Source organism: Cryobacterium sandaracinum, from assembly GCF_004403415.1.
In the GTDB taxonomy this organism is placed as follows: domain Bacteria; phylum Actinomycetota; class Actinomycetes; order Actinomycetales; family Microbacteriaceae; genus Cryobacterium; species Cryobacterium sandaracinum.
The window spans coordinates 78,760-103,203 of record NZ_SOGO01000042.1; the positions used below are offsets into that span (position 1 = coordinate 78,760).

At 63.6% G+C, this 24,444-nt stretch carries 21 protein-coding genes and 1 pseudogene; 11 read left to right on the forward strand and 11 right to left on the reverse strand.

Features of this window, described 5'->3' with window-relative positions:
- Positions 1-39 precede the first annotated feature (39 nt).
- From E3T25_RS15605 to dnaA, 5 genes are all read right to left on the reverse strand, one after another.
- The gene (locus E3T25_RS15605) at positions 40-528 is read right to left on the reverse strand and encodes a DciA family protein (protein WP_233194112.1); all 489 of its coding nucleotides are present in this window, start codon (positions 526-528) and stop codon (positions 40-42) included.
- Positions 521-1,708 carry a DNA replication/repair protein RecF gene (gene recF / locus E3T25_RS15610; protein WP_134375273.1) on the reverse strand — a complete coding sequence of 396 codons (1,188 nt, stop codon included), beginning with the start codon at positions 1,706-1,708 and terminating at the stop codon, positions 521-523. Before recF ends, E3T25_RS15605 begins: the two co-directional genes overlap by 8 nt.
- A gap of 5 nt (positions 1,709-1,713) precedes the next feature.
- The gene (gnd, locus tag E3T25_RS15615; protein WP_338145490.1) at positions 1,714-2,619 is read right to left on the reverse strand and encodes a phosphogluconate dehydrogenase (NAD(+)-dependent, decarboxylating); all 906 of its coding nucleotides are present in this window, start codon (positions 2,617-2,619) and stop codon (positions 1,714-1,716) included.
- 4 nt (positions 2,620-2,623) lie between these two features.
- Positions 2,624-3,772 (reverse strand): DNA polymerase III subunit beta, encoded by a 1,149-nt coding sequence (gene dnaN / locus E3T25_RS15620; RefSeq protein ID WP_104100644.1) that lies wholly within the window; start codon positions 3,770-3,772, stop codon positions 2,624-2,626.
- 363 nt (positions 3,773-4,135) lie between these two features.
- Positions 4,136-5,554, reverse strand: coding sequence for a chromosomal replication initiator protein DnaA (gene dnaA / locus E3T25_RS15625; RefSeq protein WP_104100645.1), 1,419 nt, complete (start codon positions 5,552-5,554; stop codon positions 4,136-4,138).
- Between the two features lie 400 nt (positions 5,555-5,954).
- Between dnaA and rpmH the strand changes: the two genes are divergently transcribed.
- The 8 genes from rpmH (at position 5,955) to E3T25_RS15665 (ending at position 10,933) form a co-directional block, all read left to right on the forward strand.
- Positions 5,955-6,092: a 50S ribosomal protein L34 gene (gene rpmH, locus E3T25_RS15630; RefSeq protein ID WP_104100646.1), complete on the forward strand. Its 138-nt coding sequence runs from the start codon at positions 5,955-5,957 to the stop codon at positions 6,090-6,092.
- Positions 6,093-6,100: 8 nt separating this feature from the next.
- The gene (rnpA, locus tag E3T25_RS15635; RefSeq protein ID WP_134375277.1) at positions 6,101-6,490 is read left to right on the forward strand and encodes a ribonuclease P protein component; all 390 of its coding nucleotides are present in this window, start codon (positions 6,101-6,103) and stop codon (positions 6,488-6,490) included.
- 3 nt (positions 6,491-6,493) lie between these two features.
- Positions 6,494-6,805 carry a membrane protein insertion efficiency factor YidD gene (gene yidD / locus E3T25_RS15640; RefSeq protein WP_104170913.1) on the forward strand — a complete coding sequence of 104 codons (312 nt, stop codon included), beginning with the start codon at positions 6,494-6,496 and terminating at the stop codon, positions 6,803-6,805.
- A gap of 7 nt (positions 6,806-6,812) precedes the next feature.
- Complete coding sequence (gene yidC / locus E3T25_RS15645; RefSeq protein WP_104100649.1) at positions 6,813-7,784, forward strand: membrane protein insertase YidC; 972 nt, start codon at positions 6,813-6,815, stop codon at positions 7,782-7,784.
- A gap of 13 nt (positions 7,785-7,797) precedes the next feature.
- Positions 7,798-8,313, forward strand: a complete 516-nt coding sequence (locus E3T25_RS15650) for a Jag family protein (RefSeq protein ID WP_134375279.1) — start codon at positions 7,798-7,800, stop codon at positions 8,311-8,313.
- 11 nt (positions 8,314-8,324) lie between these two features.
- Positions 8,325-8,957, forward strand: a complete 633-nt coding sequence (gene rsmG, locus E3T25_RS15655) for a 16S rRNA (guanine(527)-N(7))-methyltransferase RsmG (protein WP_104194723.1) — start codon at positions 8,325-8,327, stop codon at positions 8,955-8,957.
- A gap of 87 nt (positions 8,958-9,044) precedes the next feature.
- On the forward strand, positions 9,045-9,983 hold the full coding sequence (locus E3T25_RS15660; protein WP_277613330.1) for a ParA family protein: 939 nt from the start codon (positions 9,045-9,047) through the stop codon (positions 9,981-9,983).
- Positions 9,983-10,933: a ParB/RepB/Spo0J family partition protein gene (locus E3T25_RS15665; RefSeq protein WP_134375281.1), complete on the forward strand. Its 951-nt coding sequence runs from the start codon at positions 9,983-9,985 to the stop codon at positions 10,931-10,933. Before E3T25_RS15660 ends, E3T25_RS15665 begins: the two co-directional genes overlap by 1 nt.
- Positions 10,934-13,016: 2,083 nt before the next feature.
- Here E3T25_RS15665 and E3T25_RS15670 read toward each other — a convergent pair.
- The 6 genes from E3T25_RS15670 to E3T25_RS15695 all read right to left on the reverse strand — a co-directional run bounded on the left by E3T25_RS15670 (position 13,017) and on the right by E3T25_RS15695 (position 20,898).
- Positions 13,017-13,973 carry a D-alanine--D-alanine ligase family protein gene (locus E3T25_RS15670; protein ID WP_134375283.1) on the reverse strand — a complete coding sequence of 319 codons (957 nt, stop codon included), beginning with the start codon at positions 13,971-13,973 and terminating at the stop codon, positions 13,017-13,019.
- A gap of 50 nt (positions 13,974-14,023) precedes the next feature.
- Positions 14,024-15,343, reverse strand: coding sequence for an aminotransferase-like domain-containing protein (locus E3T25_RS15675; protein ID WP_104100655.1), 1,320 nt, complete (start codon positions 15,341-15,343; stop codon positions 14,024-14,026).
- A gap of 118 nt (positions 15,344-15,461) precedes the next feature.
- Entirely contained in the window at positions 15,462-15,785 is a 324-nt protein-coding gene (trxA, locus tag E3T25_RS15680; RefSeq protein WP_104100656.1) for a thioredoxin, read from the reverse strand.
- A gap of 43 nt (positions 15,786-15,828) precedes the next feature.
- Positions 15,829-16,791 carry a thioredoxin-disulfide reductase gene (gene trxB / locus E3T25_RS15685; RefSeq protein ID WP_104100657.1) on the reverse strand — a complete coding sequence of 321 codons (963 nt, stop codon included), beginning with the start codon at positions 16,789-16,791 and terminating at the stop codon, positions 15,829-15,831.
- A gap of 101 nt (positions 16,792-16,892) precedes the next feature.
- Complete coding sequence (gene murJ / locus E3T25_RS15690) at positions 16,893-18,512, reverse strand: murein biosynthesis integral membrane protein MurJ (protein ID WP_338145486.1); 1,620 nt, start codon at positions 18,510-18,512, stop codon at positions 16,893-16,895.
- Positions 18,505-20,898 (reverse strand): DUF6049 family protein, encoded by a 2,394-nt coding sequence (locus tag E3T25_RS15695; protein ID WP_134375287.1) that lies wholly within the window; start codon positions 20,896-20,898, stop codon positions 18,505-18,507. The genes murJ and E3T25_RS15695 overlap by 8 nt, the downstream gene beginning before the upstream one ends.
- 80 nt (positions 20,899-20,978) lie before the next feature.
- On the opposite strand from E3T25_RS15695, the gene E3T25_RS15700 reads away from it, so the two are divergent.
- The 3 genes and pseudogenes from E3T25_RS15700 to rpsF all read left to right on the forward strand — a co-directional run.
- Positions 20,979-22,409 carry a CCA tRNA nucleotidyltransferase gene (locus E3T25_RS15700; RefSeq protein WP_104100659.1) on the forward strand — a complete coding sequence of 477 codons (1,431 nt, stop codon included), beginning with the start codon at positions 20,979-20,981 and terminating at the stop codon, positions 22,407-22,409.
- A 166-nt stretch (positions 22,410-22,575) separates the two neighbouring features.
- Complete coding sequence (locus E3T25_RS15705) at positions 22,576-23,640, forward strand: hypothetical protein (protein ID WP_134375289.1); 1,065 nt, start codon at positions 22,576-22,578, stop codon at positions 23,638-23,640.
- Between the two features lie 268 nt (positions 23,641-23,908).
- A pseudogene (rpsF, locus tag E3T25_RS17815) lies at positions 23,909-24,277 on the forward strand (30S ribosomal protein S6); the annotation flags it as partial.
- Positions 24,278-24,444: the final 167 nt, after the last annotated feature.

The window sequence follows — 24,444 nt, forward strand, 5'->3', positions numbered from 1 at the left end:
TGCGGCGTTTAATGCACCGTGTTGACCTGTTTTGTCCAGTTACCCATAGGTATCGCGTGGACCGCGCCCTGGAATTGATCTGGGACCCTTTTTCCAAGAGGGGGCGTTAGGTCCTTGAAAACGGATCGACTCGATGCCTGCGTCCGGATACTTCACGGCGATATGCGTCATTATCTCCACCCGCATCATGCGCAGCTGCGTCGCCCAGGCCGTCGACTCGCACTGCACCGTCAAAACGCCCTCGTCGATTCCGACCGGGGTCGAGTGTTTCGACGTCTCCTCGCCGGCCAGCAGGGTCCAGGAAGCAAGCAGCTCCGATTGGGCCAGTGGTGAATTCCAACCCAGCTGCAGCGTGAGCGAGTTGATCGTATCGCTCAGTCCTCGAGGATCCCGGCCCGCACCGAACGGAACGCTCGAGCCGATTTCGGCTCCAGGACGCCGTCGGGCGCGGCTGCGCTTGGCGTTTGGGTCACCGAATACATCCTTGAAGCGCAGGTAGACCCGGGAGGCCTCGCTCGGCTCAGCCATCGACGACCGCCCCGGCATGGATGTGGATGGTGTGCTCGGTGAGTTCTTCCGGCACGTCTTCGAGCACCGCCGCGGTGATCAGGACCTGTTCGAAACCGGTGACGGCGGCGGCCAGACGTCTCCGGCGGCTCAGATCCAGTTCGGCGAAGACGTCGTCGAGGATCAGGACCGGGTCGCCCGTCGTCGAGTCCCGGCGCAGCAGCTCCGCCGAGGCGAGTTTCAGGGCGAGGGCGAACGACCACGACTCACCATGGCTGGCATAGCCCTTGGCGGGCAGTGCATTGAGCGCGAAGACCAGGTCGTCCCGATGCGGTCCGACCAGGGTCATACCCCGGTCGAGCTCCTTGCGACGAAGGGCGGCCAGTGCCGTGCGAAACGAGTCCCCGGTGGTCGATCCTGTCGAAACCGAGGCTGACGAAACCGAACCGGTGGGAACCGAGCCCGTCGAGGCCATCGCCTCCATCGCTGCATCCTCGTCTGCACCCAGGATGCTGAGCGATGGAACCAGCATCGGCCCATGGTCTTCCCCCGCGACCGCCCGGTACGCAGCACCCAGGGATGGCCCGAGCAGGCGAACGAGTTCGGCCCGCTCGTCGATGATCTCGGAGCCGAGAGCAACGAGGCGATCGTCCCAGATCTCGAGTGTTCCAAGCTGGGTGGTGCGCACCCCCGAGGCCCGCGCCGACTTCAGCAGCGTATTCCGCTGGCGCAGCACCCGGTCGTAGTCGGCCAGAACCCCGCTAAGCCGGGGGGTGCGCAGCACGAGCAATTGGTCGAGGAATCGCCGGCGCCCGGACGGGTCACCCCGAACCAGTGCCAGGTCTTCAGGGGCGAAGAGCACGCTGGAGAAAAAACGTGGGAGTTCTCGAGTCTTGATCACCGACCGGTTGACTTGGGCCCGGTTCAAGCCCGAGCGGTTGATCTGCACCTCGGTCAGGATCTCGCGGCCGTTGAACTCGAGCTTGGCCCGGATGATGCCGGCGTCGCGACCGGCCCTGATCATGGCGGACGTGTTGGAGACCCGGTGCGAACTGAGGGTACTGAGGAATCCCAGGGCCTCGACGAGATTGGTCTTTCCCTGCCCATTCCGGCCCACGATCAGATTGGGTCCCGGCGCGAACGGCACCTCGACCTGCGCATAGTTGCGAAAGTCGGTCAGCGAAAGGTGTTGGACCCGCACTCGGGTCAGTCGGTTGTTTTGACGGCGTGGCCGCCGAACTGATTGCGCAGGGCCGCGACCGCCTTCATCGCGGGGGAGTCGTCCTGCCGGGACACGAACCGCGCGAAGACGGCCGCGCTGATCGTCGGTACGGGTACCGCGTTATTGATGGCCTCTTCGATGGCCCAGCGGCCCTCACCGGAATCCTCGACGAAACCCTCGATGTTCTGAAGTTCCGGGTCGTCGTCCAGGGCTCGCACGAGAAGTTCAAGCAGCCAGGACCGCACCACGGTGCCGCGCTGCCAGGCCTTGAACACGCCGGGAACGTCGGTGATCAGGTCACTGCGCTTCTCCAGCAGTTCATAGCCCTCGGCGTATGACTGCATGAGGGCATATTCGATTCCGTTGTGCACCATCTTCGCGTAATGCCCGGCGCCGACCGCTCCGGCATGCACGAAACTCTCGTCGCGTGGGCCCTCGGGACGCAGAGCGTCGAAGACGGGCATGGCGCGCTCGACCTGCTCGGCGGCGCCACCGACCATCACCCCGAATCCATTGGTCAGCCCCCACACGCCCCCGGAAACCCCGGCGTCGACGTAATGCACGCCCGATGCCGCCAGAAGGGCGGCATGGGCGAAGTCATCGGTGAAGCGCGAGTTTCCACCGTCGATGACAAGGTCGCCGGCGCTAAGCTCATTGGCCAATTCGGCGATCACGGCATCCGTCGCGGCACCGGCCGGGACCATTACCCAAACAAGCCGCGGAGCCGGCAGCGCGGCAATCAGCTCAGCGGTGCCGGCAACGTCCGAAATCTCGGGGTTCCGGTCGAAACCAGTGACCTCGACGCCATTGGCCCGCAGACGGTCGCGCATGTTCGCGCCCATTTTCCCCAGGCCGATGATGCCGATGTGCATGGCTGTTCCTTCCGAGATTGGTCTAGCGCAACAGCAGGTTGGGCTGGAGCAGGTACTTGTAGCTGTCGGCGCCCGGCTGATCCCGAGAGGTCTGGCTGGTGATCAGAACCGGGCCCGGCTTGTTGGGATTCTCGGTCTTCGTGAAAGAGATTCGCACAAATTCCGAGTGCACCGCGCCCAGGCCGTCGAGCAAAAACTGAGGTTTCAACGAAACGATCGTGTCTGTACCGGACAGGATCGCGTCGATCGTCTCCGATGCCTGGGCCTGCTCCGATCCGACCGCCTCGAGGGTGAGACCGTCGGCGGTGAAGGTGAACCTCAGGGCTGCTTCGCGCTCGAGGACGAGCTGCACTCGACGGGTCGCCTCGATCAGGTCCGCCGTGTTCATGACCGCGTAGTTGTCCACGTTATCGGGGAACAGGCGCCGCACGGGTGGATAGTTTCCCTTGATCAGAAGGGAGGTGACGGTTTTCTTATCGGCGGTGAAGGCGATGAGCTCGCGGTCGTCGGTGTGAGTGATCGCGATAGAAATCGTGCCGCTGTGACCGAACGTCTTGCCGACTTCCTGCAGAGTGCGGGCCGGAACCAGGGCCGTGATGGTGTCGGTGGTCGTGGTGCTGCCTTTATCCCAGTCGATCTCACGCACGGCAACACGGTACCGGTCCGTGGCCACGAGGCTGAGGCTGTTTTCCGTGACTTGCAGCTGTACGCCGGTGATCACGGGGGTGACATCGTCACGGGAGGCAGCGACGGCCACCTGGGCGACAGCGGCCGAGAACTCTTCGGCGGGCACGAGACCGGACTGCGCGCTGACCTGCGGGATGCTCGGGTATTCCTCAACCGGCATGGAGAGCAACGTGAAACTCGCACTGCCACAACTGACCGTGATCCGGGATTCGTTGGTCGAGAACCGCACCGGTGCGTTGGGCATCCGACTGGCGATGTCGGCGAGGAGTCGTCCCGAGACGAGAACTTTGCCGACTTCTTCGACGTCGGCGGCGATCTCGGTTTGCGCGGAAACCTCGTAGTCGAACGAGGAGAGGATCAGCCCGGTTGCCGTCGCCTCAATCAGCACACCGCTCAAAATCGGCAGCGTCGTCCGCTGGGGAAGGAGCTTGACAGCGAAAGAGACGGCTTCACTGAAGACGTCCCGGTTGGCCTGAAATCTCACGAAGTCACTCCTGTTCGGTTAGAGACCTGGATACGGCCTCAATGGTAGCCGTGTTTCACGGAGCAAATTTTTGCAACCGTCGAGCACTCAAGGTTGTCGAATGGAGAGAAAGAGAAGTTAATTGTTAATCTTCTTAACCGGTGTGGAAACTGTGGATAACTTGTGGGATGCCGCCACGCGACTGGGAACTACAAACTTGTAACTTGTTGGCAGCCTGTGAGTGCCCAGCACACCTCGGTGTCGTGCCGGTTTGGAAAGGAGGGGAGTTTGCACAACCAGGTGCTGAGTTTCTACAGGTTGTGCCCAGTTGTGTAAACAATTTCCACAGGGTTATCCACAGGTGTGAAAACTGAAGGAATACCGCTATTTGTAACGGTGGTTCTGCTTGATGCGGTTCGTGAGCTCGGTCACCTGGTTGTAGATCGACCGGCGTTCCTTCATCAGCTCGCTGATCTTTTTATTCGCGTACATCACCGTGGTGTGGTCGCGGTTGCCGAACAATTGGCCGATCTTGGGCAAGGAGAGGTTGGTCAGCTCACGGCACAGGTACATCGCGATCTGGCGCGCCGTGGCGATCGCCTGCGACCGGGATGACCCGTAGAGGTCATCCACGGAGAGCTTGAAGTAGTCGGCGGTGTTGGTGATGATATCGACCGGCGCGATCACGTTGTCCTCATCGAGGGTGATCAGGTCCTTCAACACCGTCTGGACCAGGTCCATGTCGACCGGGGTGCGGTTGAGGCTCGCGAAGGCCGTCACCCGGATTAGGGTTCCCTCGAGTTCACGGATGTTCGAGGAGACCTTCGAGGCCATAAACTCAAGAATATCGTGCGGGACCTGGAGTTTCTCGCTCTGCGCCTTCTTGCGTAGGATCGCAATTCGCGTTTCCAGATCGGGTGCCTGGACATCCGTGATCAGGCCCCACTCGAAGCGTGACCGCATTCGGTCCTCAAAACCGGTGAGGTGCTTGGGCGGGAGGTCGCTCGTGATGACCACCTGCTTGTTGTGATCGTGCAGGGTGTTGAAGGTGTGGAAGAAGGCTTCTTGCGTTTCCGCCTTGCCCTGCAGAAATTGGATGTCGTCGATCATCAGGATGTCGATGTTGCGGTAACGCGACTGGAATGCGGAACCACGGTTGTTGGCGATCGAGTTGATGAAGTCGTTGGTGAATTCCTCTGAGCTGACATAACGCACACGGATGCCGGGGTACAGGCTCATCGCGTAGTGGCCGATGGCGTGCAGGAGGTGGGTTTTGCCGAGGCCGGACGACCCATAGACGAAGAGAGGGTTGTAGGCCTTCGCCGGCGCCTCCGCTACCGCGACCGCCGCGGCGTGTGCGAAGCGATTGGACTGGCCGATCACGAAATTGTCGAAGCTGTACTTCGAATTCAACCGGGTGTCATGGGGCCGCTCGGGCGAGCTGCTCTCGAACACCGATTGCGGTGCGGCTGGGGTTTCCACATCGGGGGGAGAACTCGATTCGTGCACCGGACGGATGGATTCCTTCTCCAGCTCGGGATTGACGACCACATAGAAGGTGGACACCGCGGACGCCTCATCCAGGTGGCCCATCGCCGTCAGGAGCGGCACTCGCATGCGCTGATTGAGCATGCTGGCCGTGAACTCGTTGGGGACCTCGAGGTAGAACGTGCCGGCGGCGATACCCTTGGGTTCGACCAGGTTGAGAAAGCCGTACAGCATGGGCGTGATGCTGTCGTCGGATTCCAGGCTGGTCAGGACAGACCGCCAGGTCTCCGTGATGGGCTGTTCTTCGGTGGCCATGGTTTCTCCGCTTTTCTCTCATTGTTGCCTTCTACAACGACGGAGATCGAGGATTGGGCTCGTCTCTGAACGCATAATCCAGCCAAAGCATCCACAAGGTTATCCACCGCCTGTGGGCAAATAAGCCCCAATTCACAGGGTTTGTTGAAAACCTGTGGATAACTTGTCCTCACGGTAGTCAATCACCGCCAGTCCGGCCAAATTCGTTCGCATTTCGTGCGCGTGTCGATGCTCGAAATGGGTGCGATTGTGTGTACAACCGATGATTTCGGGAGGTCGAGTTTGACCATCACCGGCCAAAGCCGTAGTTTTAATCAGTTGACCCCAGCCCGAGGGCTACCTCACTCTTTCCCGGCCGCTCAGTTTGGCCTGCGGAGATTTAACACGTGGAGACAAAACAATGAGCAAAAGAACGTTCCAGCCGAACAATCGCCGTCGCGCCAAGGTGCACGGCTTCCGCCTTCGCATGAAGACCCGTGCCGGCCGCGCGATTCTGGGTGCTCGCCGTCGCAAGGGTCGCATCGAACTCTCCGCTTAAGTACTCTCGTGCTCGCGGGGGCCAATCGCATCACCGCCGGTGACGACTACAAGTCGGTCGTGCGCCGGGGTGCGCGCATCGTCGGCCCGCACCTGGTGACGTATCTGCGCCGGAATCCGGAGGAGGCTCCGGCACGGTTCGGTTTCATTGTGGCGAAAAACGTGGGTGACGCCGTGCGGCGCAATCGAGTCCGACGTCGTTTGAAGGCGGCGAGCTACGCTGTGCTGATCTCTGCGCGGCCCGGCACGGATGTCGTCATCCGCGCTCTGCCGTCAGCAGCGGATGCGTCGTGGTCGACCCTGCATGCGGAACTGTCCGTGGCGCTGGAGAAGTTTCAGCGCATTTCGGTTACATCCGTTGCCGGTAAGGCCCCGGCAGCGATCCGATCGGATCGCTGACTGATGAACAGGTTCTTGACTACGCTCATACTCCTCCCACGCAATGCGGGGGTTCTCGTACTGCGTGCGTACAGAGCCGTGATTTCCCCGCTCTACGGCGATGTTTGCCGGTACTACCCCTCCTGTTCGGCGTATGCACTCGGCACCGTTCAGGAATACGGACTCGTCGTGGGATCAGCCCGAGCCGCGCTGCGGCTGGGCCGATGCCATCCGTGGGCCGAAGGCGGGATCGATGACGTTCCCCTCAGGCGGAAGCGTCGCGTCATCGTGACGTCGTTTGGTTTTGTTATCGCAGCGAGCCACGGAAAGGGCTGACGCAAAGATGGACCTCCTAGGTACGATTCTCTGGCCGCTGAAATGGGTCGTCGAGGCTCTACTCGTCGCATTCCACTCCCTCTTCTCCGTCATGGGGATGAACTACGACGACGGCCTCACATGGGTGCTCTCGATCGTCGGACTCGTGATTGTCGTCAGGGCCGCCCTGATTCCCATCTTCGTGCGGCAGATCAAGAGCCAGCGCAAGATGCTGGAGGTCGCGCCGCAACTCAAGAAGATTCAGGACAAGTACAAGGGCAAGAAAGACCAGTTTTCGCGCGAGGCCATGTCCCGCGAGACCATGGAGCTCTACAAGCGCACAGGCACCAACCCGCTGAGCTCCTGCCTGCCTCTGTTGCTGCAGATGCCGATCTTCTTCGCCCTGTTCTCCGTATTGAATGACGCGCAACGCAGTCAGGCTGGAGTCGGCCCACTCAACGACGATCTCGCGAAGAGCTTCGGAAACGCCACCCTATTCGGCGACGCGCCGCTGCATGACTCGTTCGCGTCTCAGTGGACGAAAATGGTCGCTGGTCAGGACTTCAATGCCGTCGTTATGTGGATCGCGGCCATCATGGTGGTTCTGATGACTGCCTCACAGTTCATCACCCAGCTACAGATCGTCTCCAAGAACATGTCGCCGGAAACCAAGGCGAGCCCCATGTTCAAGCAGCAGCGCATCATGCTCTACCTGCTTCCCCTCGTCTTTGCCTTCTCCGGTGTTGCCTTCCCCCTCGGCGTCATGTTCTACTGGCTCACCTCGAACATCTGGACCATGATCCAGCAGTTCCTGGTCATCCGGAATATGCCCACGCCCGGCAGCGAGGCCGCCAAGGCGCGCGAAGAGCGACTGGCCCGAAAGGGTAAACTCATCGCCACGGATGGTGACGTGATTGTGGTCGAAGAACCCAAGAAGCCTCAGCGTCAGCAGCCGGTCGCAAAGAATCGTGCCAAAAAGCAATCCGGCCCTAAAAAATAAGAAGAGACCCAACGTGACTGAGAACACTGACGTGATCGCCGCACCTGGACCGGCGGACGATTCCCCCACGCTCGGCCAGCTCGAGCAGGAGGGGGACATCGCCGCGGACTACATCGAGGAATTCCTCGATATCTGCGACCTCGACGGGGACATCGACATTGACGCGCGTAATGGGCGGGCATACCTGTCCGTCAATTCCTCGGATGTCGCGAACCTGCGTTTGCTCTCTAAGCCGGAAACCGTCAATGCCTTGCAGGAATTGACGCGACTGGCCGTGCAGAACAAGACCGGAGCTTTCTCGCGGTTGATCCTGGATATCGGCGGCTCGCGCGACGCCCGGCAGGCCGAGTTAGCCTCGCTGGTGTCCCGCGCCGTGGAACGCATCCAGGCGGGTGCCGCCGAGGCATCAATGCCGCCGATGTCCTCCTACGAGCGCAAGCTCGTGCATGACCTGGTGTCGGAGGCGGGTTTCGTCTCTGAGTCCAAAGGCGAGGGCCGGGACCGTCACACGGTCATCTCCGCCGCGTAGTACATCGAAATATTGTGACTCACACTCTCGAGGCGGAGCCAGCCGTTGCCGCGGATCTCTTCGGTGGCCAGATCGAGGGTGCCCGCGCCTTCGTGGCCAGTCTGGCTGCGCAGGGCGAGGAACTGGGCCTGATCGGCCCGGTGGAAGTACCACGGCTATGGAGTCGACATATCCTCAACTGTGCGATCGTGGCGCCGCTGCTCCGACCCGGACTCGTCGGCGATGTCGGTTCCGGGGCCGGGTTACCCGGCTTGGTGCTGGCGATCGCCCGGCCGGACGTGACGTTCGTACTCATCGAGCCCATGGAGCGCCGGGTCGCGTGGTTGACCGGCCAAGTGGCCGCGCTCGGCCTGACCAATGCGACCGTACTCCGGGCTCGGGCGGAAGACGTTCGGCTGCCCGGGCGGCTTGACCAGGTGACCGCCCGTGCGGTCAGTGCCTTCCGCACCCTGATCCCTCTCACGGCCCCCCTTCTGAATCCCGGCGGTGAGTTGGTGCTGATGAAGGGCACGGGCGCCGCGGCGGAGGTCGAAGCCGCGGCGAAGGCCATCCGTAAGTTCCGGCTCAGCAATGTCGAGGTGATCACCCTCGGCGAGGGCGTGCTGCAGGATGTGACTCGAGTCATAAGGGCTACAGTGGATTAGTCCCTGGTGTCTGCTCTTATCAGTGCTGAGGTACAACCGGAGTCCCTGTGGGGGTGGCTCATCAATCGTCGAACGCGAAGGTTTCACGTGAAACAACCTGGTGAAGACCAGCAATCAAGCAAGGCGGCCGCGGTGTTTGACGATACGACCCCGCTTGCGCGTGAGATTTCTGATCTGACGCGGCGCCGACAGCGGATTGCCTCCGAGACGCTGCCGAGGCCGGAGAAGACGCGCGTCATCACCATCTCGAACCAGAAGGGTGGCGTCGGCAAGACCACGACCGCGGTCAACTTGTCGGCCGCTCTGGCCCGTCAGGGCGCGCGCGTTCTGGTGATCGACTTGGACCCCCAGGGCAACGCGTCTACAGCCTTGGGCGTCGAACATCGCGCGGAAACACCCAGCGTCTACGACGTCATCGTCAACGACGAGGAAATGGCTGCGGTCGTTCAGAACAGCCCGGAGTTCGGCTCGCTGTTCTGTGTGCCGGCCACCATCCACCTCGCGGGTGCAGAAATAGAGCTCGTCTCCCTGGTCGCCCGTGAGCAGCGTCTCAACCGCGCCCTCGAATCGCACCTGAAAACGATGGATGACCCCTACGATTACGTTTTCATCGACTGCCCCCCATCTCTGGGACTCTTGACGATCAACGCGTTTGTCGCGGCCCGCGAGGTGCTGATCCCGATTCAGTGTGAGTACTACGCGCTCGAAGGTCTCAGTCAACTGCTTAAGAATATCGAATTGATCGAGAAGCACTTGAACCCGGACCTCGAGGTGTCCACGATTCTGCTCACGATGTACGACAGCCGCACCAACCTGGCGAACCACGTGGCCCAGGATGTGCGTGAACACTTCCCCAAGCAGGTTCTGAACACCCTTATACCGCGTTCCGTGCGTGTCTCTGAGGCGCCGAGCTACGGTCAGAGCGTTATCAGTTACGACCTCAACTCTGCCGGATCACTCTCATACCTCGAAGCAGCAGCAGAGATCGCCCATCGGGGCGCCCCCAAGACAGGAGTCGCACTCTAATGGCTAAAAGGACTGGGCTTGGCCGGGGGATCGGTGCACTCATCCCCATTCAGGACGACCCGACTCAGGCGCGTCCAGTCGATGTGTTCTTCCCCTACGCCAATGCGGTGCGCTCGGACGAGACCGAGGGACTTCTCCCGGTTCCGGGTGCGCGGCTCGCGCACCTCAATCCCAGCGACATCGTGCCGAACCACGTCCAGCCGCGGAGCACCTTCGATGAGTCCGACCTGGCCGAGCTGGTACACAGCATCCAGGAAGTCGGCGTGCTGCAGCCCATCGTGGTTCGTTCCATCGTGGAGCAGCCCGGCAAATACGAACTGGTGATGGGGGAGCGTCGGCTTCGTGCCACGAAGGTGGCCGGACTGACCACCATTCCGGCGATCATCCGTGAAACGGCGGATGCCGACATGTTGCGTGACGCGCTGCTGGAGAACCTGCATCGCGCACAGCTGAACCCGCTCGAGGAGGCGTCCGCCTACCAGCAGTTGCTGGCCGATTTCGGCATCACCCAGGAGGAGCTCGCACAGAAGATCGGTCGGTCGCGGCCGCAGATCACCAACACCATCCGTTTGCTGAAGCTCCCCGAGGCCGTGCAGATGCGCGTTGCCGCCGGTGTTCTGTCCGCCGGGCACGCGCGCGCGATCCTCTCTGTCGGGGATCCGGCGGGCATGGTCAAGCTGGCCGATAAAATCGTCAACGAGGATCTCTCCGTGCGGGCAGCAGAGGCCGCGGCCGCGATGCAGCCACGTGTCGATTCCGCCAAGCCAACGGGCGGACGTCGTCAGGGACACCTCGACGAGATCGCGGAACGCCTCGGTGACCGACTCGACACCCGCGTAAAGATCCATTTAGGCGCAAGAAAAGGCCAGATCATGGTCGATTTTGCCACGATCGGTGATCTCAATCGCATTCTCGACGTCCTCGGTGAACCCGGTTTCGGAGCCAGCTAGCCTCACCCGAGTGTCGAGCGCCCCGCTGATCGACCGCTCGGTGGTCGACCGGCCGGTGTCCGATCACCCCGTGGTCGAGTGGGTCGACACCCGCCCACCCCATTAGTGTTTCACGTGAAACATGAGCATCGGCCCTCACCCGCGCGTCGAACCGGGCCGCGGTGTTCGAGCCTGTCCAGACTTCTGTCCCCTCACCTTTTCCGGTGGTGGAGCCTGTCGAGACCCGAGACCCGAGACCCGAGACCCGCGACCCGACATCTTGGTCGCACGTCCATCCAGATACGCTGGTCCTCCCGCGCGTGCGGGCCTGCGATTCGTCAAACCGACCTCCGGTCATCGCCAGCTGAGTCTCCGGGGCGATCAAATCAGCCATGAACTGCACATTAGACGTCATCAGGAAGCAACCTAAGCATTCAGGTGGCAGAACAGAAATCCGCGTTACGGACCTTATGAGGCCTAAATTCTGCGCTTCAGAGATCGTGCACTCAAGAAGCGCACTGACCAGCCCACCCTGGATTCTCGGCTTGAGTCACGGCGCGCATTTCGAGTGAGCAGCCGGCATCCGCGGTCAGATTCTTGCCTGCAGAGAATGGAGCGATTCAGTGTACACAGGTTGCGACAGGCTCGACGACCGTCGCCCCCCGTCCCGTTCCGGTGGTCAAGCGTGGCGGGACTGGTTCTCGTCGATCCGCTTCGGTGGTCGGGTTCGTCACGTGCCGGGCTCCTGGGGTCCTTCCGCGTGACCGAGCATGACGCGGGTCAACCTGGTGAATCATGAGTGTTGCGCGGGTGAGGTCAATCACTGGAGCGACCCTCGGCCCCCGTCAACTGATGACTTGTTCCCCACGGCTCGTGGGTTTGGTCCTGCCGTTTGTGCAACACGACGGGGAGTCGCCTCCCCCGTGCGCTGCGCAAACCCAGCAGGACCTGGGTGAGGCAGTATCGGCATCCCCTCGTCCCTGTTCGACATTGCCGAAATCCAACCGCGTCGAGCGCAAGAACCCCGACAGGCAGACCCGAAGACACGACGTCCAGATCGGGCGGGTCGCCATGCGAACGGGTTCCAGGGCACTGCGTGGGCGAAGAATATCGTTTCCCCGTCCCGACATGGTCATGTTTCACGTGAAACACATGCCGGGTTCGGATCTGGTCTCTAAAAGTTCGACACTGGAGCAGTTCCGCAGCGTAGACACCTCCGCGCACCTGCGCCGGTTCCCATTCCGGTCTTGACAGGATCGACCGCCGAAATGAGTGTGTTCGTGAGATCGGGGATCGTCAGCGGATGCATCCGCCCACGGCATGGCATCTGTCACAGTCGCGAGTTCGATCCGCCACCTAGGCCGATATGGTCGATGTTGCCTGTCTGGATTGCGCCTAGTCCCGGGCACACGGTGCGGCGGAACGGTGAGAATGTCCTGCCTTGCGCGCGGCGTGCCGACTCCCTGGAGGCACGGCGGTTCGTCTGCGGTCTGGTCTCATTCCGTTAGCTTGCGTCACATCCGTCGAATCCGCGAAGGCGTCACACTGCCAGAGGGGAGGGGTAGGGGAGAGGGCCAGTCAGTCCGAGCTTGCTCACCCGTGGTTGTTCTCGGGCCGGTTCGTACGTGGACACTCGGTGGTTTAGCGTCTACTGCGGTCAGCGAGTGGATGTGTCGTGAGCGTTTCACGTGAAACGTTGGATCCCGCGGATGACGGTCGGTGAGCGGACGGTGGCAAGTGTGGCCGGGGCTGTCCCTCGCGAGAGCATCGTCGATCAAGTAGTGTTCATCGACGCAGAGGAGCGACACCGAGCGTCGGGTGCGAGTGTACTCGTCACCATCTCCGACGGTGTAATGAAAGAGTCTGCGACCTAACTTCCAGGTGCAGCCAACGACGTCGGTGCCGTCCGGGCATTCGGGCAGGTACGGGGGGGCAAGGCGTCCATGCCGGCAGGGCGGGCGGTGTGGGAGCGGGGTGGGTGCTCGATAGCCTTCACCAGCGTGAGGGGGGGGGCTGGTCGGCGTGGTCTCGATGAGCTCGTCCACCGACGGGCTAGAGTGGCGACAGAACCATGTTTCACGTGAAACACGGCCCACGGCGCGGACTACGAGCCAGCGATGGCGGCTCGGGCGAGGGCGTCGTAAACGGCGCCGAGAGACTGACCGGAAGCCTCGATGCACTGGGGCACCAGGGACGTCTCGGTCAGACCCGGAAGCACGTTCGCTTCCAGGAACCAGGGAACGCCATCCGAGTCCACGATCAGGTCGATGCGGGAGATGTGGCGCAGGCCGAGCAGTTCATGGATGGCGACCGCGGTTTGTGCCACCAGTTCCGCAATCTCCGCGTGGATCCGGGCCGGTGTGTAGAACAGCGTCTCTCCCGCGTTGTAGCGGGCCTCGAAGCTGTAGACGCCGTCAATGGGCACGATCTCCACGGCGGGCAGTGCACTGGGGCCGTCTCCGATGTCGATGACCGTGACCGCGAGTTCGGTACCCTCGACCTTCTCCTCCACCAGGGCGACCGTGGCGTAGGTGTAGGCGTCGACCATGGCACGCGGCAGTCCGGCGGGGGAGTCGATGATGTTGACCCCCTGGGCCGAGCCACCCTCGGCCGGTTTCACCACGAGCGGCGTGGGCATGGCCGTCAGGAGGTGCTCGAGGACGCTGGCGGCACCGAGATCGCGGAACGTTTCGGTGGACAGAGCGATTGCGTCGGGGGTGGCGTAGCCGGCCCGGCGCACGAGCTCCTTGGCGATCGGCTTCGACCAGGCCAGACGGGCCGGTCCAGCTAGCGAGCCCACGTGGGGTATCCCGGTGGTCTCCAGCAGGGCCAGGAGTGCACCGTCCTCACCGGTGGCGCCGTGCACGACCGGCCAGATCACATCGGGTTTCCGGATGGTCAGATCGGCGAGCAGGCCGGCCTGCGGGTCCAGAACGGTGACGGTATGGCCCAAGCTCGTCAGTGCATCCGCGACCCGGCGACCCGAGCGCAGTGAGATGTCCCGCTCGTGCGAGATCCCGCCCGCGAGAACAACGATGTCAAGTGCCAAAAAATCGCTCATGGTCAGGGTTTTTCCTTGCTTTGGCTGGTGTGGATACCGACGGAGACGAACTACGAAATGTCGGGGGGTGGGGAGTTGAAGCGGCCTTCTGCGCGCAACGGGTTCAGGGAACCGGTGCCGGCGAAGGTCTCGAGCAGGTCGAGCTCATCACGGAGGACGGATGCGAGGCGACGGATTCCGACCCGGATGTGATCCGGCGTCGGGTAGCAGAACGAGAGGCGCATGTTGCGCCGCCCGTCGCCGTCGGCGAAGAAGGCGGTGCCGGGCGTGTACGCCACGAGTTCCTTGACCGCCCGCGGCAGCATGGCCTTGGAGTCCAGTCCCTCTGGAAGAGTGACCCAGACGTAGAACCCTCCGTTCGGATTGGTCCAGGTGAGGCCGGGCAGGTACTCTTCCAGGGCGTCCAGCAGTGCGTTCTTTCGCTCGTGGTAGACCCCGCGGAAGGTGTTGATCTGGCCCTTCCAATCGGACGTCGCCAGGTACTCGGAAATCACCAGCTGGCTGAACGAGCTGGGGGAGAGCACCGCGGCCTCGTTGGCAAGCACCAGTTTCTCCCGGATGGCGTGCGGGGCCAGCGCCCAACCGACCCGGAAGCCCGGGGCGAGGGTCTTGGAAAACGTGCCTAGGTAGACGACTCCGTCCTCTTCGAGCGAGCGCATCGCATCCGGTGCCGGCTGGTCGAAGTAGAGCAGTCCGTAGGGGTTATCTTCCAACACCAGGATGTCGTTCGCCCGGGCGATCTCGAGGATCTCGAGGCGACGGGCCCAGCTCAGGGTCACTCCGGCCGGGTTGTGGAAGTTCGGGATCGTATACAGGAACTTGATGGTCTTGCCGGCGGCCTTGAGGCGCTGGATGTGCTGGCGGAGCGCTTCAGGGATCAGGCCGTGCTCGTCCATGGGCACGTGTTCTACCTCGGCCTGATACGACTTGAAGATGACCATGGCCGTGACGTAGCTGGGGCCCTCCGAGAGCACCACGTCGCCCGGGTCGAGAAAAAGTTTACTGACCAATTCGAGGGCATGTTGCGACCCCGTTGTCACGACGACATCGTCGGCGTGCGCACGGATGCCTTCAAGCCCCATCACCTCGAGTATCTGCTCCCTCAGAACGGGAACGCCCTGACCAGAGCCGTATTGGAGAGCGACGGGGCCCTGCTGGCGCATGACCCGGTCCATGGCGTTGATAACCAGGTCGGGCGGTAGGGCAGCCACGTAGGGCATGCCGCCGGCCAGTGAGACGACTTCGGGGCGGGAGGCCACCGCGAAGAGAGCCCTGACCTCGGAGGCGCGCAACCCCGCGGCTCGCTCGGCGTAGTGGTGGTACCACGGGTCGAGGTTGTTGCCGGTCTGGGGGGAGCGCTTCGCTGTCACGTCACTTCCGATCTGGTGAGGTTTCAATCGTATGCGGTCGGTACCATCCGGCCCGAATCCCGAAAAACCCGCCCGGCGTGAGCCGGACGGGTCAGGGCCTCGGTAGAGGCAGGGACGGTTAGGCCAGGTAGGCGGCCAAATCTTTCTCAAGGGCGACCTTCGGCTTGGCGCCGATGACGGTCTTGACGACCTCGCCCTTCTGGAACACCTTCATCGCCGGGATGGAGGTGATCTGGTACTTGGCGGCCAGCGCCGGGAAGTCGTCGACGTTCAGCTTGACGATGTCGAGCTTGTCAGCGTTCTCGCTGGCAATCTGGTCGAGGATCGGGCTGACGGCGCGACACGGGCCACACCATTCCGCCCAGAAGTCCACCAGAACGGTTTTTTCGTTGTTGATGACTTCCTGGTCGAAGGTGACGTCGGTGACGGCGCGTGCAGACATGTGGTTACTCCTTGATTGCGGGTTATGTGACTTCGGTGAGGGGTTACGCGAGTGCGGGTTCGCCGGCGCTGGCCAGCAGGTTCTCGGGAAGCGAGGCCAGGTAGTGCTCCGCGTCGAGTGCGGCGACGGTTCCGGATGCCGCTGCGGTCACCGCCTGGCGATAGGTCGGGTCGATCACGTCCCCGGCGGCGAAAACACCGGTCTGGCTGGTTTTCGAGCTGCGACCGGCGACGGCGATGGTGCCCTCCGGGGTCAAATCGAGCTTGGTGTGCACGAGGTGCGTGCGCGGGTCGTTGCCGATGGCCACGAAGATTCCGCCGAGGGGGAGCAAGGTTTCATCACCCGAGACGGTGTTGCGCAGGACCAAGCCGTCGACGGCATCCGTGCCGGTGATGCCGACGACCTGGGAATTCCAGAGGAATTCAATCTTGGGGTTGGCGAACGCACGCTCCTGCATGATTTTGGAGGCCCGCAGGGTGTCCTTGCGGTGCACGACGTAGACCTTGCTGGCGAAGCGGGTGAGGAAGGTGGCCTCTTCCATCGCGGAGTCGCCGCCTCCGATCACGGCGATCGTCTTCTCCTTGAAGAAGAAGCCGTCGCAGGTGGCGCACCAGGACACGCCGCGGCCGGACAGGCGCTCTTCGTCGTCCAGGCCCAGCTTGCGGTAGGCGGAACCCGTGGCAAAAATCACGGAGAGAGCTTCGTGCTTCTCGCCGCTGCCCAGCGTGATGGTTTTGGTGTCGCCGGAAAGCTCGAGCTCGGTGACGTCGTCATAGACGACCTCGGTGCCGAACCGCTCGGCCTGCTCCTGCATCTTGGACATCAGTTCCGGTCCCTGGATGCCGTCGGGGAAGCCCGGGTAGTTCTCCACCTCGGTTGTGTTCATCAGTTCGCCGCCGGCCTCGACCGAACTGGCGATCAGAAGCGGCTTCAGGTTCGCCCGGGCGGCATAGATCGCGGCCGTGAAACCGGCCGGTCCGGAGCCTATGATGATGATCTGACGCACGCGTAGACTCCTTCAGATTGTGGGGGCAGCGATCTCGATTGCCTCGCTTCCGGATACAACACATCCTAATCGGATGCTATTCCACGCCGGCTGGGGACCGGTCAACGACAACGGATGCGGTCGATCACCGGGTCGATGAAGCCGCGCAGCTCAGCGGTGCGCATGAGCAGCAGCAGGCCGAAGTAGACGCCTGACATGGCGAGGCCGATGACGATCATGGTGAGAACGGCCCGGAGCTTCCCGGACAGGGCGAATCCAGCCTCCTGGGTGCCACCAAGCACGAGCAGGAGGAGAACGCCGGCCGTGATCGCGGGCACGGCGGCGACTAAGTACTTCACGAGGCTGCGCAGGATGCGCCGCCCGTCGATGCCGCCGAGGCGCCCACGGAGCAGCCCTGCCGCCAGCAGGGCCTGCGCAATGCCGGACACGGTGACCGTGAGCGCGACGCCCGCGGCGATCCAGGCGCTGGGCAGGAGCGAGCAGGCAAGGACGCCGATGATGACCAGCGTCACCTGGAACAGGGTGAAGTAGAACGGCGTACGGGTGTCGCCGAGCGCGTAGAAGGTGCGTTGTACGACGAACAGGACGCAGAACGCAACGAGGCCGAGCACGTAGGCGACGATGACGTTGCCGATGCTCTGCACCTGTTCGTAGGGGGCGACGAAGACCCGGGCGAACGGGTAGGCGCAGACCGCGATGACGGCGGAGGCGAGCACGATGATCAGGGTGGTGCCGCGGATGGCGGAGGAGGCATCCGTTCTGACCAGGGCCAGCTTGCCCACCGAGGCGTGCTCGCTCATCCGGGTGAAGTAGGCGGTGGTGACTGAGACGGTGATCACCGAATGCGGGAGCATGAAGATGAGCCAGGCCGTGTTGAGTGCGGCGACCGAGGCGTCGGAGTCGCCGGCGAGGGTGACCACCCGGGTTTCGACGACGCCGGCCAGGGTGGTCAGCAGGAGCATCCCGAAGGTCCAGCTCGCCATCCGGCCGGCCACGCCGAGCCCGACGCCGCGGAAGCGGAAGTCGGGGCGGAAGCGCAGACCGATGCGGTGCCAGAAATAGAACAGCACGACGGCCTGCAGCACGACGCCGAGCGTGGCGCTCCCGGCGAGGACGGCGATCATCGCGGGCGTGAACTCGGTGGCCAGCCGGGTCCCGTTCGGGTCGGCTCCGTAGAACGCCGAGAAGGTGAGTAGGCCCGCGATGGCCACGACGTTGTTGATCACGGGAACCCAGGTGAACGGGCCGAAGGACTTGCGGGCGTTCAGAACCTCTCCGAGGACCGTATACAGGCCGTAGAAAAAGATTTGTGGCAGGCACCAGAAGGCGAACGCCGTGGCGAGGGCCAGCGATTCCGGCTTCATGTTGGACCCGTAGAGCAGGGTCAACAGCGGAGCAAGCGCGGTGGCTGCGATGGTGGTCGCGGCGAGGATGACCAGGGCCAGCGTGAGGAGTTTGTTGATGTACGCCGTGCCACCGTCGGCGTGCAGGCTGGCGCGCACGATCTGCGGCACCAGGACGGCCGTCAGCACCCCACCGGCCACGATGACGTAGACCGTGTTCGGAAGCTGATTCGCCACGGCGAACGCGTTGGTGCTCTGACCGACCTGGCCGATCACCCCCGCCAGCACAATCAGCTTCACGAAGCCGAGGATGCGAGAAACAATGGTTCCGGAGGCGAGGAATGCGCTCGCCCGGCCGATGCTGTCGGTCTTAGGCACGGGGCTCCGTCGGGGCATCGGCCGCGCTGGCGGGGGTCAGCGGGCCGGGCGCAGCGCCGGCGGCCCCGGATTCGGGATCTTCTTCTGGGGGTGCTTCGGCTTCAGGGACTGTGGCCGGTTCTGCCTCTGGCTCGGGGGCGTCCGCAGTCTCAGTTTCGGCACGTTCCCGTCGGCGTCGCAGAATGTTGCGCCACACCCCGAACCCGAAGAACAGCACCACGAACGCGGCGAACAGGAGGGATCCGAGGCCTTCCCAGTCTGCGCGCACGTTGATCGGGATGAGGGCGGGCTGCGAGATGACCGTTCCCGCCGGAGTGAGCAGGGTCACGCGCAGGGTGACGGCGCCGTTTCCCACTGCGGCCGTCACCGGGATGGTCACGGTGCGGGCGGATTGGGCTTCGATGGTGGACTCCACCGCCTCGCCGACCAGGAGGCGCCCGTTGGAGGGAACGACCTGCACCATCACCGTCACGGCCTGGCTCAGGGCGTTGTCCAGGGTCACCGGAATGTCGACCTGGCTGCCGACCACGTTGATGGGGCCCTTGGTCGCGACCGTGATGGAGCCCACAAGCGCCGAGGAGTTCGCGAGGCTGGTGCCGACGGCATCCGCCCAACTGGCCTCCTGGGATGCCCAGGAATTGGATAGCAGAGCCATCAGGTCCAGGCGCTGCGTGCCTGTGACGATCGCCGGGTCGGACAGTACGGAGGAAAAGTCGGTGATTGTCTTCTCGGCCTCGAAGAGCTCGGCGGCCAGGGCCACGCGATCCTCCGGCTCGGCCTGGCTGTCAAACTCGACCTCTTCGGCTGGAACGGATGCCCGCACCTCCGGCAGGGTGGACGGCGCGTACCACCGCAACCCGGCCAGCGCGTCGATGGTCTCGGTGAGTCGGTCTGCGTTGGGCGGCCACCCGCGGTCGAAAGTGGCCAGGAGGGTGCGCGCGGTTCCGGGGCGCTCGGCCGAGACGACCGCCAGCTGCGAGCTGACCTGGGACATGGCTTCGCGCCACGCGTCATCCGTTGTCGCGGCCGCGGCGGTGCGCAGGGCGGCGGCCAACGAATCATCGACGACCAGACCCAAACCGTGGCCGGTGCCGAGATCAAGGGATGCATTCGGGGTGAAGTCGCCGGCGGCCCCGGATGCGTTCGATCCGCCCAAAATGGTTGTGTTGAGGCCACTGGCCGCGAATACGTCCAGGTCTGCACTCGCAACGTCACCCTCGGCCGGCCAGCCGATGTCAGTGGCGCTATATTCCCAAGCAAGCAACTCTTCCGTGGTGGGTGGTGTGCCATCGCTGGGGGGTGCGGGCTGGTCCGTTGACGGCGCCGGTGTCTCGGTGCCAGGCGGGAGGGCAGGGACGGAGTTCGGCGTCGCGGACTGGTCCGTCGCGGAGAACAAGGCAGGGTCGATCGCCTGGCCGAACGTGGTGGGCGTCAGCAGCGGCCCGGCGCCGGCTTGAGCCTGCAGGGCAAGGTCGGCATCGGCATAGCTGAGCGGGAATATATCGTTCGGAGCCTCGTCCAGCCGGTTCAGCCACGCGATTGCGCTGGGCGGTGCCGCCGAACCGAGGATTCGGATGGAAACAATGATCAGCGGGTCGATGGCAATGGTGACCGGGCGGCCGACGACGCCGTCGAGCTGGCGGCTCAGAACACCGGTCGGCGCCGTAAACGTTTCCAGTGCCTTTGACGTAATCAGGCCCGTCGACTGCGCGGGGACGGTGATCGGCATGATCACCGACATGTTGACGGGGGTGACCTCTTCGTCGGAATACCAGACGAAGGTGCCTCTGCCCTCTGCCCGCACCCTGTCGTCTGTACTCAGGGTGGCGGCAATGCCGCGGGCACCCCACGCGTTGCCGCTGGTGAGGCCCACGGAGCCGGCCGGCACGGTCAAGGTGAAGATCTCGGTGCTGTCCGGCTGAATGGACGCCATCGTGGGCTCGCTCAGCATGAGATCGCCGGGTTTGCTGTTCTTCTCCGGATCCAGCCAGCTGTTGAGGGCGTTGCGGTTGATCAGTGCCCGTTCCGCGAGGAAGAGGTTGATGGTGCCCGGTGAGATGGTGTCAAGGGTCGCGTTCTCGACGGTGACAGTGACCGTGAGGTCCTGGCCAGCCTGGAGGGGCGCCAGTGTCGCGGGCGACACGCGCAGGTTCACCGCATTGGCCGTTACGGCGGTGATGGTCTTCGCTGTCGGGGCCGCTGGGGCAGATGCAGATGTGATTTCAGACGCGGTTGCGGATGCGGGCAGACCGGCGGAGGCGACCGGCAGAACCCCGGCCAGCAGGCCGATCAGAACGGCGCCGATCGGCCTCTTCGTGCGTGACCAGAGGCCGCGCATCGCTCCGGGGAGCGCGGGCCGACGCTTGAGAACAGACTCGGCCACCATGTAGGGGATTCTACGGCTTCGACGCGGGGGTAACGCCGCACCGGGGCAGCCGGCGTAGCTCAAGCAACTAACATGAGGTCATGCAAAGCGTTGCGACAGCCCTCAAGCGGCTGGGCGACCTGGCTGCCACCCCGACCGTTTCCCGATTGGCGACCGCGTTCCAGACGGCTGGACACGAACTGGCCCTCGTCGGCGGACCGGTCCGCGACGCCTTCCTCGACCGGCCGTTCAACGACCTCGATTTCACGACGGATGCCACGCCGGACCAAATCCTGCACCTCGTGAAGCCAATCTCGGATGCCCACTGGGATATCGGCCGCGCCTTCGGAACAATCGGCGCCCAAATCGCCGGCGAAAAGGTGGAGATCACGACTTACCGGTCGGAGAGCTACGACGGCCAGACGCGCAAGCCCGAGGTGGTTTTCGGCCACCGCCTGGAGGATGACCTGCTACGCCGCGATTTCACGGTGAACGCACTGGCTCTGCGCCTTCCGGGGCTGACTCTGGTCGACCCCGCGAACGGCATCGACGACCTCCTGGCCGGCGTTCTGCGCACGCCGATTTCCCCGGAGATCTCGTTCGGCGACGACCCGCTGCGCATGATGCGGGCGGCCCGGTTCGCCGCCCAGCTCGGATTCGCCCTCCACGCCGACACCGCGGAAGCGATGGAAGCGATGGCGGACCGCATTCGTAATATCTCGGCCGAACGCATCGGCGACGAGCTCTCGAAGCTGCTGTGTGCGGACAACCCGCATGCCGGGCTCGAGCTGCTGGTGGACTCCGGGCTCTGCAGCCGGGTGCTGCCGGAGATCCCCGCCCTGCGCCTCGAAGTCGACGAGCACCACCACCACAAGGATGTCTACCAGCACACCCTGACGGTGCTGGACCAGGCCATCGGCTACGAGAAGTCCCGCGGCAGCTTCGACGGCCCCGACCTGATCGTGCGCCTGGCGGCGCTGCTGCACGACATCGGCAAGCCCGCGACTCGCAAGCTCGAGCCGGGCGGCGTGGTCAGTTTCCACCACCACGACCTGGTCGGCGCGAAGCTGGCGAAGAAGCGGCTACGAGCCCTCCGTTTCGACAACGACACGACGGCCGCCGTGGCACGCCTGATCGAACTGCACCTGCGTTTTTTCGGCTACACCGAGGGTGCCTGGACGGACTCCGCGGTGCGGCGCTACGTGCGGGACGCGGGGGACCAGCTCGAACGACTGCACATCTTGACTCGTGCGGACGTCACCACCCGTAACCGCCGCAAGGCGGACCGGCTCGGCTTCGCCTACGACGACCTGGAACAGCGCATCGAGGAGCTGAACGAACAGGAAGAGATGGCGGCGGTGCGCCCCGATCTCGACGGTGAGCAGATCATGGCCGTCCTCGGAGTGGGTCCGGGCCGTGACGTCGGCGAGGCCTACCGGTACCTGCTCGAGCAGCGGCTGGATGATGGGCCGCTCGGCGAAGACGAGGCCACCCGCCGCCTTATCGCCTGGTGGGCCGAGCGCGCACAGTAGGCCCTCCCGGCGCCTTCCGGGCCCGTCTATTCGCCGAGGCTCGCCGTTTGTGCCGAGAGTCGCCGCACGGGTGACGACTCTCGGCACAAACGGCGAGCGTCGAGACCCGGTGGCACTTCGCGAGCGGATGTGTCACCATCCCTCCACAGGACCTCCGCCGCCGATCTTGGCCACAGGAGCCGCCCTTGCGATCGGAGCCAGTAGGCCGCACCACCAGCATGGCGCTATGAATCTCTACTCCCCGCATGACTGGCGGCCTTTGTATCTCGGCCGTGACGCTCGGTTTCTCGGCAGCGATGGGCGTCCTGTTCAACGGCCGGTCGGATCCGGTCAAGCCGTTCGCCTACGACGTGGCGTTGCCGTTGACGCGACCGGCTGGGACACCATCAGTGATCGTGATCGGTACTTCTTGCGTTTGCGCGCCGTGGAGGCCACCAGAAAGTCCCAGCCCGTCTACTCTTATGAATCGGCTGCTGTTTTGTGGGGACTGCCCATCGTCGGCAGATTGCCCGACGAGGTCCACCTCATGGCTGCCGGTGAAACCGGCGTGCATTCGAAGAACGGGGTCACCTGGCACCACGACCGATTGCCCGACGAAGACGTCGTGGAGATCGAAGGGATGCTGGTCACGGGTCTGCTGCGTACGCTGATCGATGTCGCACGAACGGCAGGATTCCTGTCGGCAGTCGCCACGCTCGATTACGGAATGAAACCTAAATTCACCCTGCCGAACGGCATGGCTGCGCTCGGGATCGACCGCGACATTCTGCTTGATCGACTCGACTCCGACGGACCAACCCGTGGGGCACGAGCCGCTCGGATCGCCATTGTCTTCTGCGACAGTCGATCCGGTTCGGTGGGCGAGTCCCTCAGCCGAGGACAGATTCACCTGTGCGGATTCCCGCCCCCCGAATTACAGGTGTCCTTCGTGCACGAGGACGGGCAGGAAGACATCACGGACTTCCGGTGGGTTCAGAAACAGAAGAACCGCACACTTCGCCTCCTCGGCGAATTCGACGGCAAAGTCAAGTACACGCGGGACGCCTTCATGAATGGGCGTACCAGTGAAGAAGCCGTGTGGTCAGAAAAGCTTCGCGAGGACCGGCTTCGCGGGACGGGGCACGGAATGGCGCGCTGGATCTGGGCGGTAGCGCTGCGCCGGGAGAGCCTGAAACGGCTCCTGCTCGCCGCCGGACTGCGTCCCGAACCAGGGAAATGCCCCAACAGGTGAAGCGACCGTCGCCGTTCGTGCCCAGAATCTCCGATAGAACGGCGATGGTCGGCACAGTCGGCGATACTCGCGACAGCGTTGACGGACTCGGCGGCGACGAGGGCGCCAAACGGGTGAACGGGCGGAGGCGGTGGCGGAGGGCCGCCGTTTCCGGTAGCCTTGGCAGGTTGTCTGTGCGCCGGATTCCCGGCCTCCGCTTACAACACATGCACAACCCTCCTGCTGCAGAGATTCTGCAGCCGTTTAGTCCGAAGGAGGTGGGTTAGTCATGCATCAGTACGAGTTGATGGTTATCCTCGATCCCGAGATAGATGAGCGCACCGTAGCTCCCAGCCTTGACAAGTTCCTCAACGTTGTTCGCAACGATGGTGGAACCATTGACAAGGTTGACGTTTGGGGTCGCCGCCGTCTCGCTTACGAGATCAACAAGAAGTCCGAAGGCATCTACGCCGTTGTCGACTTCACCGCCAACGCTTCTGCCACGGCCGAGCTCGACCGCCAGCTGAAGCTGTCGGAAGCCGTCATGCGCACCAAAGTGCTTCGCGCAGAAGAAGGCATTGCCCAGGTCGCCGTCGCGAGCAAGCTCGCCGCCGAGAAGGCCGCCCGCAAGGCAGCCAACCCGAAGGTAATCGCTGCGAAGGCTGAAGCCGCTGCTGCCGCCCCGACCGCCAAGGTCGCCGCGTCCGTGAAGCCCGCATCGGCAGCTGCTGCCGCCGCGGTCAAGGCTGCTCCGGCTAAGGTCGAAACCCCGGTTGTCGACGCCCCTGCCACCGCAGAAGCTGTTGCTCCCGCGCCGGCCGCGTC